The organism is Streptomyces anandii JCM 4720, from assembly GCF_014650655.1.
Classification (GTDB): domain Bacteria; phylum Actinomycetota; class Actinomycetes; order Streptomycetales; family Streptomycetaceae; genus Streptomyces; species Streptomyces anandii.
This window is the reverse complement of the sequence record NZ_BMVJ01000010.1, coordinates 110,600-124,060: the sequence shown is the minus strand read 5'-3', so window position 1 is coordinate 124,060 and position 13,461 is coordinate 110,600. Positions and strand designations below refer to the sequence as shown.

At 72.6% G+C, this 13,461-nt stretch carries 14 protein-coding genes and 1 pseudogene; 13 read left to right on the top strand and 2 right to left on the bottom strand.

What is annotated here, in order from left to right:
* The 11 genes from IE249_RS37865 to IE249_RS19490 form a co-directional block, all read left to right on the top strand.
* Nucleotides 1–1,094: amino acid adenylation domain-containing protein (locus tag IE249_RS37865; RefSeq protein ID WP_229858841.1), on the top strand; the 1,094-nt coding region annotated here is incomplete at its 5' end.
* Nucleotides 1,091–2,305 (top strand): acyl-CoA dehydrogenase family protein, encoded by a 1,215-nt coding sequence (locus IE249_RS19535; RefSeq protein WP_189706213.1) that lies wholly within the window; start codon nucleotides 1,091–1,093, stop codon nucleotides 2,303–2,305. The genes IE249_RS37865 and IE249_RS19535, both read left to right, overlap by 4 nt.
* A 108-nt stretch (nucleotides 2,306–2,413) precedes the next feature.
* Entirely contained in the window at nucleotides 2,414–2,983 is a 570-nt protein-coding gene (locus IE249_RS19530; RefSeq protein ID WP_189706211.1) for a hypothetical protein, read from the top strand.
* A 43-nt stretch (nucleotides 2,984–3,026) separates the two neighbouring features.
* Entirely contained in the window at nucleotides 3,027–3,257 is a 231-nt protein-coding gene (locus IE249_RS19525) for an acyl carrier protein (RefSeq protein WP_189706209.1), read from the top strand.
* Nucleotides 3,258–3,283: 26 nt separating this feature from the next.
* On the top strand, nucleotides 3,284–4,018 hold the full coding sequence (locus IE249_RS19520; protein WP_189706207.1) for a thioesterase II family protein: 735 nt from the start codon (nucleotides 3,284–3,286) through the stop codon (nucleotides 4,016–4,018).
* 73 nt (nucleotides 4,019–4,091) lie between these two features.
* Nucleotides 4,092–4,955 (top strand): PAS domain-containing protein, encoded by an 864-nt coding sequence (locus IE249_RS19515; RefSeq protein WP_189706205.1) that lies wholly within the window; start codon nucleotides 4,092–4,094, stop codon nucleotides 4,953–4,955.
* A 95-nt stretch (nucleotides 4,956–5,050) separates the two neighbouring features.
* Nucleotides 5,051–5,584, top strand: coding sequence for an NADPH-dependent FMN reductase (gene ssuE / locus IE249_RS19510; protein WP_189706203.1), 534 nt, complete (start codon nucleotides 5,051–5,053; stop codon nucleotides 5,582–5,584).
* 30 nt (nucleotides 5,585–5,614) lie between these two features.
* Nucleotides 5,615–5,962 carry a hypothetical protein gene (locus IE249_RS19505; protein WP_189706201.1) on the top strand — a complete coding sequence of 116 codons (348 nt, stop codon included), beginning with the start codon at nucleotides 5,615–5,617 and terminating at the stop codon, nucleotides 5,960–5,962.
* On the top strand, nucleotides 5,955–8,051 hold the full coding sequence (locus IE249_RS19500; protein ID WP_189706199.1) for a molybdopterin oxidoreductase family protein: 2,097 nt from the start codon (nucleotides 5,955–5,957) through the stop codon (nucleotides 8,049–8,051). The genes IE249_RS19505 and IE249_RS19500 overlap by 8 nt, the downstream gene beginning before the upstream one ends.
* Nucleotides 8,048–9,430: an NAD(P)/FAD-dependent oxidoreductase gene (locus tag IE249_RS19495; protein ID WP_189706197.1), complete on the top strand. Its 1,383-nt coding sequence runs from the start codon at nucleotides 8,048–8,050 to the stop codon at nucleotides 9,428–9,430. The genes IE249_RS19500 and IE249_RS19495 overlap by 4 nt, the downstream gene beginning before the upstream one ends.
* The gene (locus tag IE249_RS19490) at nucleotides 9,427–10,632 is read left to right on the top strand and encodes an NAD(P)/FAD-dependent oxidoreductase (protein ID WP_189706196.1); all 1,206 of its coding nucleotides are present in this window, start codon (nucleotides 9,427–9,429) and stop codon (nucleotides 10,630–10,632) included. Before IE249_RS19495 ends, IE249_RS19490 begins: the two co-directional genes overlap by 4 nt.
* Nucleotides 10,633–10,693: 61 nt before the next feature.
* On the opposite strand, the gene IE249_RS19485 is transcribed toward IE249_RS19490, so the two are convergent.
* Together IE249_RS19485 and IE249_RS19480 are read right to left on the bottom strand one after the other, a co-directional pair.
* The gene (locus IE249_RS19485) at nucleotides 10,694–10,927 is read right to left on the bottom strand and encodes a hypothetical protein (protein WP_189706193.1); all 234 of its coding nucleotides are present in this window, start codon (nucleotides 10,925–10,927) and stop codon (nucleotides 10,694–10,696) included.
* Nucleotides 10,928–10,984: 57 nt separating this feature from the next.
* Nucleotides 10,985–12,199, bottom strand: a complete 1,215-nt coding sequence (locus tag IE249_RS19480) for an MFS transporter (RefSeq protein ID WP_189706191.1) — start codon at nucleotides 12,197–12,199, stop codon at nucleotides 10,985–10,987.
* A 54-nt stretch (nucleotides 12,200–12,253) separates the two neighbouring features.
* Here IE249_RS19480 and IE249_RS19475 point away from each other — a divergent pair, with 54 nt between their 5' ends.
* Together IE249_RS19475 and IE249_RS19470 are read left to right on the top strand one after the other, a co-directional pair.
* On the top strand, nucleotides 12,254–13,036 hold the full coding sequence (locus tag IE249_RS19475; protein WP_189706189.1) for an AraC family transcriptional regulator: 783 nt from the start codon (nucleotides 12,254–12,256) through the stop codon (nucleotides 13,034–13,036).
* 31 nt (nucleotides 13,037–13,067) lie between these two features.
* Nucleotides 13,068–13,380 (top strand): annotated as a pseudogene (locus IE249_RS19470) (IS110 family transposase); the annotation flags it as partial.
* Between the last annotated feature and the right edge of the window lie 81 nt (nucleotides 13,381–13,461).

Here is a 13,461-nt window from a genome sequence, read left to right as displayed (position 1 = left end):
TCTTCACCTCGGGCACGACCGGCCGCCCGAAGGGCGCCACCATCGAGCACCAGGGCCTGCTCAACCACCTGTGGTCCAAGACGGCCGACCTGTCACTGGGGCCCGAGGACGCGGTGGCCTTCTCGGCGCCGCTGGTGTTCGACATCTCCATCTGGCAGATGCTCTGCCCGTTCCTGGTCGGCGGCAAGGTCGTCGTGATCGACGACGCCCTCATGCGCATGCCGCGCTGGCTGATCCGTGCCCTGGACAGCGCGGGCGTGACCGTCGTGGAGCTGGTGCCCACGGTCGTCGGCCGGCTCGTCGACGAGATCCGGCGCCAGGACGGCCCGGCGCTGGCGAAGCTGCGGTGGCTGTTGTCCACCGGCGAGGAACTGTATCCCGCCCTGGCGGAGCAGGTGCTCGACACGCTCCCGCACGTGTCCCTCCTCAACGCCTACGGTCCCGCGGAGTGTTCCGACGACGTCACCCTGCACACGGTGGCCCGCGCCGACCTGAGGCGTCCCCGGCTGCCGGTCGGCACCCCCGTCGCCAACTGCGTCCTCCACGTCCTGGTCGAGACCGAGGACGGCACCTGGCGCCCGGCCGAACCGGGGCAGAGCGGCGAGCTGTTCGTCGGCGGCACCTGCGTCGGCCTGGGCTACCTCAACGATCCCGCCACCACCGAACGCGCCTTCTTCCGCGATCCCTTCGACCCGCACTCCCCGACCGGCCGGATCTACCGCACCGGCGACCTCGCCCGCGTCGAGGACGGACTGCTGCACTACCTGGGGCGCGGTGACCGGCAGGTCAAGGTCGGCGGCGTCCGCATGGAACTCGACGAGATCGAGGTCGTACTCAGCCGGCACCCCGCCGTCGAACAGTGCGCCGTCACCGTCTCCGACGAGGGAGCCCTGAGCGAACTCGTCGCCCACTACACCCTGCGCACCGAGGTGCCGCAGCAGGAACTGCGGCAGGCGCTCAGCGCGGTGCTGCCCCCGGTGATGGTGCCGCGGCGCTGGCGGGAGTGGAGCGCGCTGCCCCTGAGCCGCAACGGAAAGATCGACTACCGGTCGCTCACGGCGACCACGGCCAGCCCCCGGAAAGAGGCACGATGACCACGGCAACGACCACGGCAACGACGGCAACGGCGTCCGAGGACACGGACCGGGCCGGCGTCCCCGACCTAGCGGAACGCCTCGCGGCGGTGACCCGGGTCGCCGAACAGCACCTGCAACGCACCGAGCGGGAGGCGACGTTCCCCGAGGAGGCGCTGGCGGAGCTGCGCAGCACCCGCCTGCTCGGCCTTCAGGTGCCCAAGGAGGAGGGCGGCCTCGGCGGCACCCTCGGTGACCTCATCGAGGCCGGCATGGTGCTCGGACGTACCGACATGTCGCTGGCCATGATTTTCGTGATGCACTGTCAGCAAGCCGAGGCGGTGGTGCGGCACGCCGTGTCGCCCCTGCGGGAGGAGCTGGTCCCGCTCCTCGCCGAGGGCAGGCTGTACCTGGCGTCCGTGACCACCGAGAGCGGCAAGGGCGCCGACCTGTTCAAGTCCGAGGTCCCGCTGCACGAGGCGGAGGGGACCCTGGAGATCGACCGGACCGTGCCCATCTCCACCGGCGGCACCTCCGCGGACGGCTTCCTGATCACCATGCGCAGCCCGTACGCCACGGCGGACCAGCACGTCTCCCTCGTCTACGCCCATCGCCACCAGCTGCACGTGGAGGTCACCGGGCAGTGGAACCCGATGGGGATGCGCGCCACGCACAGTCTGCCGCTGAAGCTCAGCGGCCGGATCCCCGCTCACCAGGTGGTCGGCGAGCACGGCGCGTTCCACCGCATCGTGCAGTCGGTCTTCGGGCCCCTCGCCCACATCGGCTGGTCGGCCGTCTGGCTGGGCACCGCCTCCGGTGCCCTGTCCCGGGTGCTGCGCCTGCTGCGCGACCCGGCCGGCCGCAAACGTCTCGATCTGCGCTCGGAGCTGCTGCTCACCCGGCTGTCCAGGGCCCGGCAGCGGCTGGAGACCGTCCATGCGATGCTGCGCCGGGTCCAGGCACTGGCCGAGTCCGGGACGGACTGGTCGGTCACCAGTCACCAACTCCTGCTGAACAACCTCAAGATCACGGCGGCCGAGGAGTGCCACGCAGCCGTCGACGAGCTCATCGACGCGGTCGGCCTCAAGCACGGCTATCTCCAGGACTCGCCGACCCGCCTGGAAAAGGCCCTGCGCGACCTGCGTTCGGCCGCGCTCAACTACGGCAACGACCGGCTGCACCTGGCCGACGGACGGCTCTGCCTGCTCGACCCGGACGTCCGGTTCGCCTGACCGCCCCGCCTGCCCCGACCGGAGCCGGCCTGCCGTGCCGCTGCGCGCGCCCGGCCCCCACCGGCCGTCGCGCCCCACCTATCCGCATCCCACCTGCGAGGATCCGCCATGCCTGGAAACACCACCGAAAGCCCGGCCCAGAACTGGAACACCGCCCTGAAGTACATCGCAGGGCGCAAAGCAGCCGAGGAGTCCCTCGGATTCGTCGCGCACGTCAGCGCCACCGTCCGCGACACCGAGGACCCGGCGGCCGTCGTGCCCGCGGTGGCCCGCGCCTGCGTGCCGTTCTTCGCCCACGCGGTGTCGCTGGACGCGGAGCCCACCCACGGCCAGGCCGTCTTCCAGGGCCCGGACGAACTGACCGCCGTCACCGAGGCGTTGCGCGGCCTCGCCGCGGAGACGGGGCAGCGGCAGCTCGTCATCAGCGAGCACGAGGGGCTGGCCGCCAAGACCGACCCGCGCCACCTGGAACTGCTGCGCGAGGCAGGGGGCGATTCGGCGGTGGTGCTCTCCCTCGCCTACCGGGGGCTGTCCGACGGGCACCTCGTCCTCGTACGGCAGGAGAAGCACCGCCGTGGGGCCTTCAGTCCCGGGGAGCTCGCCCTGGCGTCCGAAGTGGCCGACCGCGCCGGGGCGTTCCTCGCCCTCGCCGGCCTGACCGCCCGCGCCGGGCAGTGACACGGCCGGACCGAACGACGCCGGACACCACCGAGGAGAGCTGATGGCAGCGACCTGGACCGAAGTACGCGACTGGATTCTCGAGCGCAATCCCGACCTGACGGATCTGCAGCCCGAGACCGACATCATCGACTCACGCATCGTCGACTCCCTGCAGTTCGTCGAACTCGTCCTCTTCATCGAGGACCTGCGCGGTACGGCGCTGGAGTCGGACGACGTCAGCCTCGACTCCTTCCGCACCCTGAAGAGCATCGAACAGACCTTCTTCCAATGACGGCCGAGTGCGGAGCGGGGGCGGAGATGGGCACGACAAACCGACGATCGCTGGTCGTCCAGGGCGACGCCGACACCGCCGAGGACGTCGTCGTGTTCCTGCCGCCGGCGGGCAGCGTGACCTCCCCGTACCTCGCGATCGGCGACCTCCTGCCGGGCGGCCTGCCCGCCGTGCACTGCGAGACACCGGGGCGGGGACGACTGGCGGACCAGGAGTCACCCGGCTCCGTGCACAGCGCGGCCGACCGCTGGGCCGCCGACCTCGCCGCGACCGTGCCGGGCCGGCGGCTGCACTTCTTCGGACACAGCCTGGGTGCGCTGTACGCCTACGAACTGACGCTCCGTTTCGAGGCCCGGCCCGACTGCGCGGCCGCGAGCCTGTCCGTCTCGGGCGCCCGCGAGCCGGGCAGCACGCCGCGCTCGTTGCTGGCCACCGCCTTCGCGGCCCTGCGGACGCCTGACGGCCAGCAAGGCGCCGGTGAGCAGTGGATGGACCGGGACCTGCGCTTGCGGGGCGAGTACCGCACCGCTCACCAGGTGGTGCGGGCGCCCCTGGCCCTGCTGTGCGGCGCCTCCGACCCCTTCGCCCGGCCGGACGAGATGGAACGGTGGAAACAGTTCACGAGCGGTCCGTACCTCGGCATGTTCACCTTCCGCGGCGGTCACGACTACTTCCTGTCCGGTCAGCAGGCCATCGCGGACGTCATCGCCCGCATCGTCGACCACAGCCGGCATCCCGAGCGCGTTCCGCACCCGGAGTGAACCGGCGCCCGGTCCCGTCCGCCCGCACAACCAATTCACTCATCCCGCACGACGAAATGAATGGAGTCCACACATGCCGAACGACCAGCAGACCGCACCGTCGGTGGAGCAGCTGATCGACGTCATCGCGAACAGCTCGGTGGGCATCGCCGTCACCGACCGCTCCGGCGCCGTCGTCCTGCACAACCGGGCGCAGTCCGTGCTGATGGGCGGGGAGAGCGACCACCTCGGTGGCCGGATCCTCCTCGACGGCGCGCAGGACGGCCTGCGGACGCTGATCCAGCGTCTGGAGAAGGACCAGCGGGTGGAGAACGTCCAGGTCACCTACCGCAGCGCCGACGGCGGCCACGAGCAGACGGCCCGGGTGAACGCCGTGCTGACCGGTAGCGGCGACGACTCGCGCATCCACTGGGTGAGCCGGCCGGAGCTCGGCGAGCGGCTGCCCGTCTCCAACGACACGGCCGAGGACGTCACCTCGGACGCGGCGTCCTGGATCCGCGCGGTCAACGAGCGCCCGCTGCCCGCCCTGGCTCCCGCCAAGGAGCTCGAGGACGTGATGCGCGAGTTCTACGAGGTCGCCCCGGTGGCGATCCACCTGATCGGCGTCAACGGCCAGGTCATGCACGCCAACCCGGCGGACGTGGCCCTCGTCGAGTACACCTCCTCGCCCTCCGAGTACGTCGGCCGGCACATCCGCACCATCTACGAGGACAAGGGGCTGCTCGACGACTTCCTCGGCCGCTGGGACGAGGACTCGCCGATCATCAACTTTCGGGCCAACTTCCTGACCAGGGAGGGCGCCCCGAGGCCCGTGCTGATCTTCTCGACCGCCCAGGCGGAGGGCGGCAGCGTCACCAACACCCGGTGCTTCGTCTTCAGCGACCCGGAGCCGCAGCGCGCCCGCGACACCATCAGCGCCTTCGGCTGGCCGGCCTGACACCTGGCGGGCGGGGCGCGGGCCATGTCCCACGCCCCCCCCGGCTCCGCACCCGCTCGACTTCCCGACCGGACCACACGACACCAGGGGTGGCTGTGTCCCACGTATTGGTCATATCCGGCAGCCCGTCCGCGACCTCCAAGACCGAAGCCATCGGCGACCACGTGGCGCGGCGCCTCGCCGACTACGAGTGGCACGCCGGACACCTCAAGGTCCGCACCCTGCCGGCCGCACCGCTGCTGAACGCCGACACCACGCATCCCGCCATCGCCCAGGCACTGGAACAGGTCTCCCGGGCCGATGGCATCGTCCTCGCCACACCGACGTACAAAGCGAGCTTCTCGGGTCTGCTCAAGACCTTCCTGGACCTGCTGCCCCGTTACGGGTTCCGGCACAAGGCCGTGCTTCCCCTGGCCACCGGCGGCAGCGTCGCCCATCTCCTCATCCTCGACTACGCGCTGCGGCCCGTGGCGCACGCGCTGGGCGCCCGGCACGTGGTGCAGAGCTTCTTCCTGCTCGACGAACACATCAGGTGGCAGGAGGGCCGCCCGCACCTGCTCCCGGAGAGCACGCGACTGCTCGACGACGTCATCGAGCAGTTCCGCAAGTCCCTGATCTCAGCGTCCTGAGCGGGCATCCCCACATCCCTGGAGCACTCCATGGTTCACCCTCAGGTCGCCACTCCCGCCGCCGTCGGTGCCCTGCTGCGGCTGCCCTACGGCTTCGCGGTGACCCGGTACGGGGCCGCCGCGTTCGCCCGGGCGCGCCGGCTGTCCGGCGCCGTCATCGCCGTCGCCGGGGCGGTCGGCGCGCTCGGCGGTGCCGCCGTCAACATCGCCTTCAAGCTGTCCTACTCCGACGGCTCCGGCTCCGGCGCCCCCGCCTTCTTCGCCTTCCTCGCCTACTACGCCCTGTGCATGGTGCTCGTGCGGGCCGTCTACCCCCGCCGGAGGCCCGCCGGGCACACGGCCGCGACCGACCGCCTCGAGGCGACCAACCGTGTCTGAACCGCCCTCCCGCACACCGGAAGTGGACACGCACTGCCCCTACTGCGCCCTGCAGTGCGGTACGCGGCTGACCGGCGGCCAGGACATCGGCGTGACCCTGCGACCGGCCGACTTCCCCGTCAACCGCGGCCGCCTGTGCCAGAAGGGCTGGACCGCGCCCGATGTCCTGGCCGCCGCCGACCGATTGACCGAGCCGTTGCTCCGCACGGCGGACGGCCGTCTGACCGGGACCACCTGGGACCTCGCCCTCGACACGGTCGCCGGGCGGCTGCGCGAACTGCGCGCGCGGTACGGTCCCGACGCGGTGGCCGTGTTCGGAGGCGGCGGACTCACCAACGAAAAGGCCTATCTGCTGGGCAAGTTCGCCCGGCTGGCGCTGGGCACCAGCCAGATCGACTACAACGGCCGGTTCTGCATGTCGTCCGCCGCCGCGGCCGGCAACGCCGCCTTCGGCGTGGACCGCGGGCTGCCCTTCCCCGTCACCGACCTCGCGACCGCCGACACGGTGCTGCTGGCCGGCGCCAACGTCGCCGAGACCATGCCGCCGTTGATGCAGCACCTCGACACGGCGGAGCTCATCGTCATCGACCCCCGGCACACCCCCACCGCCCAGCGAGCCAAGCTGCACCTTCAGCCCGCCCCCGGCAGCGACCTCGCCCTCGCGCTCGGCCTGCTGCACATCACCGTCGTCGACGGGCTCACCGACGAGGAGTATGTCCGGCGCCGCACCCACGGTTTCGAAGCCGCCGTCCGCCGGGCGATGGCGTGGTGGCCCGAGCGGGTGGAGGCCGTCACGGGCGTCCCCGCCGGCGCCCAGCGCACCGCCGTCCGGATGCTCGCGGAGGCCCGCAACGCCTACGTCCTGACCGGCCGCGGCGTCGAACAGCACAGCCAGGGCACCGACACCGCCGCCGCGTTCATCAACCTCGCCCTCGCGCTCGGCCTGCCCGGCTCCGGCCACGGCGGATACGGATGCCTGACCGGGCAGGGCAACGGCCAGGGCGGCCGCGAACACGGGCAGAAGGCCGACCAGCTGCCCGGCTACCGCTCCCTCACCGATCCCGCGGACCGGGCCCACGTCGCCGGAGTCTGGGGCGTGCCGCCCGAGTCGCTCCCCGGCCCCGGCCGTACCGCCTACCCTCTCCTGGACTCCCTCGGCAGTGACCACGGGCCGCGCGCCCTGCTGGTGTTCGGGTCGAACCCCGTCGTCTCCGCACCGTATGCCGCACACGTGGCCGAGCGGCTGGCCTCACTGGACCTGCTGGTGGTGGCCGACTTCGTTCCCTCGGAGACCGCCCGCAGGGCCGACGTGGTGCTGCCGGTCACCCAGTGGGCCGAGGAGGAGGGCACCCTGACCAGCCTGGAGGGGCGGGTGCTGCGCCGTCGCGCCCTGCTGGCGCCGCCCGCACACGTGCGCACCGATCTGGAGGTCCTGCACGGCCTCGCCGTGCGGCTCGGCCAACCCCCGCACGGCTACCCGACCGTCCCCGGGGACGTCTTCGACGAACTGCGCGCGGCGTCCCGGGGCGGCGGCGCCGACTACTCCGGCATCAGCTACCGACGCCTGGACGCCGGGGAGGTCCTGCACTGGCCCTGCCCCGACACCGAGCCCACCCATCCCGGTACGCCCCGGCTCTTCCTGGAGCGGTTCGCGCACCCCGACGGCCGGGCGCGGCTGGCCGAGGTCGACCACCGCGGGCCCGCCGAACACACCAGCGCCGCGTATCCGCTGTACGCCACGACCGGCCGGGTCCTCGCGCACTACCAGTCCGGGGCACAGACCCGGCGCGTCGCCGAACTGCACGGCGCCGAACCCGAGCCGTTCATCTCTGTCCACCCCGACACCGCCGCCCGCGTCGGAGCCGCCGACCACGCCCTGGCCCGCGTCACCTCCGCCCGGGGCAGCATGACGGGCCGGATCCGGCTGGACCCGACGATGCGACCGGACACCCTCTTCATCCCCTTCCACTTTCCGGGCGACGGCCGCGCCAACCTCTTCACCCACCCCGCCCTCGACCCCCGCAGCGGCATGCCGGAATTCAAGCTGAGCGCCGTACGGCTCGAACCGCTCCCGGAGGCCACGCCATGAGCCGGATCCTCGTGGTCGGGGGCGGCCCCGCAGGCCACCGCCTCGCCGACCGACTGCGCCACCACGGCCACCCGGGGCCCGTCACGATCCTCGGCGCCGAGCCGGAACCCCCCTACCACCGGCCGCTGCTGTCCTACGTCCTCTCCGGCCGGGCATCCCCCGAAGCACTGCGCCTGCCGGCCCTGCCCGGCATCGAGGCGCACCGCGGCACGCCCGTCACCCACATCGACCGCGGGCGGCGCGAGGTGCACACGTCCGGGGTCGTCCACGGGTACGACGTCCTGGTCCTCGCCACCGGGGCACGCGCCGACGTGCCGGACATCCCCGGCGCGAGGGGCCCTGGGGTGACCGCCCTGCGCACCGCGGCGGACTGCGCACGGATCACCGGGGCGAGCGTGGTGGTGCTCGGCGGCGGACCGCTGGGCGTGGAGACCGCCGCCGCGCTCGCCGCCCGCGGCACCGCCACGACCCTGGTCTGCGCCGGCCCCCATCCCCTCCATGACCGGCTCGGTGAGGCCGCCTCCGGCATGCTCACCAAGGCCCTGGAACGCGCCGGCGTCACCGTGCTCGCCGGGCGCACCGTCACGGCGCGCGAGCCCGGCCGCGTGCTCCTCGACAACGGGACGCGGCTCCCCGCCGACACCCTCGCCCTGTGCACGGGCGCGCACCCCGACGTGGGGCTCGCCCGGGCGGCGGGACTGAGGGTCCGTACCGGAATCGTCGTCGACGACCGGCTGCGCACCAGCGACCCGCACATCCACGCCATCGGCGACTGCGCCGAGCACGAGGGCCGCGCCGTGACCGGCATCGAGGCCGCCTGGGCCCAGGCGGACAGCCTCGCCCGGATCCTCACCGGGCGGGGCGCGTGCGCGCACCGCGGCACGCCCGCGGTGTTCCGGCTGCGCACCGACATCGCCGAGGTGGCCTGCGTGGGCCCGCCGGACGCCTTCGCGGACCCGTCCCTGCGCCGCCTCACGTTCGCCGACTGGGACGGCGGGCGGTACGCCAGGCTCGCGCTGCGCGGTGAACACCTCGTCGCCGCCGTGCTGTTCGGCCTCGCGGACGCCATCGCCTCCGTCGGCGAGCTCCACCGAAACAGCCGGGCACTGCCCTCCGACCGCCTCCGGCTTCTCCTGGGCGGGCCGCCGCGACCCGCGTCGACGGACCTCGACTCGCCCGGGGAGGCCGTGATCTGCCTGTGCAACAACGTGCAACGCCAGGACCTGGCCAAGGCCTGGCGGGCCGGCGCCCGTGCGGTCACCGCGCTCGCCACCGCCACCCGGGCCACGACCGGCTGCGGCGGCTGCCTGCGTGAGGTGACGGAGCTGTGCGCACGGTGGGAACGCGAGATCGGGCAGGACGGGGAGCGGACTCCATGACCCGGACCCTGGTGGTCGCCGGACACGGCATGACCGGACACCGGCTCGCCGACCGGTTGCGCGCCCTGGACACCGCACGCGACTGGCGCGTCGTGATCCTCGCCGAGGAACCCCACCCCGCCTACGACCGTATGGCCCTGTCCACCTATCTGGCCGGCCGCAGCAGGGCCGAACTGACCCTCGTCGAGCAGGACTTCCTCGCCGATCCCCGTGTGGAGCTGCGCCTGGCGTCGCCCGTCGTCCAAGCCGACCGCGCGGCACGCACCGTCGTCACCGGGGGCGGCGACCGGATCCGCTACGACGCCCTGGTCCTGGCCACCGGCTCCCGCCCCTTCGTCCCTCCGGTCCCCGGCCGGGACCTCGCGCACTGCTTCGTCTACCGGACCTTCGAGGACCTTGACGCCATCCGCCGCACCGTACGCCCCGGCGGCCGGGGCGTGGTGGTCGGCGGCGGGCTGCTCGGCCTGGAGGCGGCGCACGCACTGAGCCGACTGGGCGTGCTCCCGCACGTCGTGGAGACGGCACCCCACCTGATGCCCGCTCAACTCGACGCGGAAGCCGCCGAGGTCCTGCACCGGCATGCCGCCGGGATCGGCCTGCGCCTGCACTGCGGCACCGCCGTCGCGCACGTGCATGCCCGGTCCGACGGCACCGTGCGCGCGGTCACGCTCGCGGACGGTACGACGCTGGACGCGGACCTGGTCGTCTTCGCCGCCGGGATCCGGCCGCGGGACGAGCTGGCCGGACCGCTCGACCTTGCGCGTGGCGAGCGCGGCGGCTTCCTCGTCGACGCCCACTGCCGTACCGCCGACCGGCACATTTGGGCCATCGGCGAGTGCGCCGCCGTACAGGGACGTTGCCACGGCCTGGTCGCCCCCGGATACGCCATGGCCGAATCCGTGGCGGCCCAGCTGACGGGCCGGGACGCGGCGCCCTTCGAGGGGGCCGGCGGCGCCACGACGCTCAAGCTCCTCGGCGTCCACGTGGCCACCTTCGGCACCACGGTGCACCCGGGGCACCTCCGGCCGGTCGAGGTGGCCTTCGCCGACGGCACCGCCCGCTACGCCAAGATCTTCCTGCGGCCGGACACCGGCAGCCTGCTCGGCGGCATTCTCGCGGGTGACACCGGCTCCCGTTCCCTGCTCGGCTCCTTCGTGGGCCGCCGGCCCCCGGCGGACCTGGAACAGCTGCTGCTGCCCTGACCCGGACGCCACCTCGGGCCCCGGCAGGCACCGTTGGCCCGCCGAGGAGCGGCGTCCGGTGCTAGACGCGGTGAGGCGCCGCAAAGGCCGCCACCTCGCCCTCGTGCAAGATCACCAGCGCCGCACAGGTGCAGCGGCAGTACTCGACGTGACCGTCCGAGGTGGCATGGCTGGACATCAGCCGCCAGCCGGGCTCCCGCAGTCCGGCGCGGCAGCCCCAGGCGGCCAGCGGGCAGACCTCCTGGGCCGGTACGGCCGATGCGGACGTCACGGGCCGGGTCACTGCTCGTCGCATTTCGTGGTCCTTTCGTGACGGGTCCTGGGGCGGCCGCAAGTCGGCGACGCGGGCCGGTCAGAGCCGCTGCGCTCGGTGGCCGGACTGGACGGTCTCCTGTACGGCCTCCTCGCCGCGGTCCTCCAACAGCGGCTTCGGCACGGCCGGTTCGGGCAGGGTCCGGAACAGCATCCAACTCAGGCCGGGCATCACGATCAGGGGCGTCAGGGCCGTGCGCAGCGAGGTGGCGTCGGCGATCACGCCGATGACGGGACTGGTGAGACCGCCGACGCTGACCATGAGGCCGAGGGTGATCCCGCTGGCCGTTCCGACGCGCGTGGGCAGATAGTCCTGGGCGAGCGTGACCTGCAGGGAGAACGGGACGTACAGACCGATGGAAGTCAGCGCCACGAACAGGTAGATGACCGGCCCGGGCACGAACACCACGCCGGCGACGGCCGCGACGGTGATCAGGTACGACATGCTCACCACCGTGACCCGGTCCCAGCGGTGGGCCAGCTTGCTGCCGACGACCGTGCCGACGGCGCCACCGACGTAGAGCACGAACAGCGCGGCCGTCCCCGCCGCCGTGCCCCCGCCCGTCTGCTCCCGGACGTGGAAGGCGACGAAGGTGCTCATACCGACGAAGGCGATCGACCGGCACACCACCGCCAGGGACAGCCGCACGAACGAGGGCCAGTCGTCCCGTCCCTGCGCGTCCCCCTTGCCGCCGTCGGCGGCGGGCGCCGTGTCCAGCGCCCGCAGCACCGGCAGCGTCAGCACGCTGCCGGCCAGCGCGGGCAGGATCAGCAGCGGGGAGTACCGCAGCCCGCCCGTGGCGATCACGATCGTGACCAGGAGGGGGGCCGCCGCGAATCCGACGTTGCCGCCCAGGGAGAACCACCCCATGGAGCTGTGGCTGCCCTTGCTGGCGACCCGTGCGACCCGTGCGGACTCCGGGTGGTAGGCGGCCACCCCGATGCCGGACAGCGCCATGAACAACAGCGTGAGCGCGTACGAGCCGGTGATCCCGCTCAGGGCAACGCCGAGCCCGCCGAAGACCGTGCTCACCGGCAGCAGCCAGGGGATGGGATGCCGGTCGGTGAGCGCGCCGAAGAAGGGCTGTGCCACCGAGGACAGCAGACTGGCGGCGAGAACGATGCCCGAGGCCGCGGCGTAGGTGTAGGCACGCTCGGCGACGAAGAACGGGACCAGGGCCGCCACGGCGCCCTGGTAGACGTCCACACAGGCATGTCCGACCGACAGCAGAACGATTGACTTGTTCCTTTGCATAGCGCCATGGTCGTCCGTGACAGTACTGTCGTACTTCCGATAATCTGCCAATCGATGAGGAATATCCGCCATGTGCCGGTGGCCCCTACCAGCGCCCGCTGGCTGGCCCCGGGCACCGGGATCGACGCCCACCGGCACGACAACCACCAGCTCGTCTACGCGGGCCGGGGCGTACTCGCCGTCACCACCGGCTCCGGCTCGTGGACAGCCCCGGCCACCAGGGCGATCTGGGTTCCGGCCGGCACCGTGCACTCGCACCGGGCGTACGGCGAGCTCGAGTTGCACCTGATCGGCCTCCCCGCGCAGACCAACCCGATCGGCCTCGACCGGCCCACCGTGCTGACCGTGAGCCCGCTGCTGAGGGAACTGATCCTGGCCTGCACCCGCGCCCCGGCAGACGACAGCCCGGAGCACCGCCGGTTGCGCGCCGTCCTGTGCGACCAGCTTCGGGTCTCACCCCAGCAGCCTCTCTACGTGCCGGCACCGACCGCACCGCAACTCAGGGCGCTGTGCGCGATCCTGCACGCCGACCCCGCCGACAACCGCACCCTGGCGGCCCTGGGCAGAGAGGTCGGCGCCAGCGACCGCACACTGTCACGGCTGTTCAGGGCCGATCTCGGCATGACCTTCCCGCAGTGGCGCACCCAACTGCGGCTCTCCCACGCCCTGGTGCTGCTCGCCGAGGACACGCCGGTGACGGTGGTGGCGCACCGGTGCGGCTGGTCCTCGGCGAGCGCGTTCATCGACGTCTTCCGCCGCGCCTTCGGCCACACACCGGGCCGCGCCGCGGACGGCGGGACGGGAAGCGGCAGCGGCTGGCGGACGTCCGGCGGGTGAGAGCGCCGCGTGGTCCCTCTCCGCATGACCGGAACGCGTCCCCGGGCCGCGCGCCTGGACCACCCCGCCGTCACCTGGCTGCTGGAACGCTAGGGCTCCCCGGCCGCGCTGCGGAAAGCCGGTCACCGCAGACTCGTCGAGGTGATCAGACCCACGGCTCCACGGATGGCCGCCCGGCTGACCGACGACATCTGCGACGCGCTCGACGAACAGAGCGTCGTCGTCCCGTGAACCGGCACCCTCGACACTGTGATCCCGTCCCCGGCCCGCTAGCCGCCGTCCACGAACAACGCCGGGCCCTGGAAGCCCAGGATCAAAGACAAGTAAGGCCCACTCCACGAAGCCGGCATCACCATCAGTTACGAACATGCAACGAGGACCGCGACCGTTAGGTCGAGGCCCTCGTCACCGTATCGTCAGTGGTT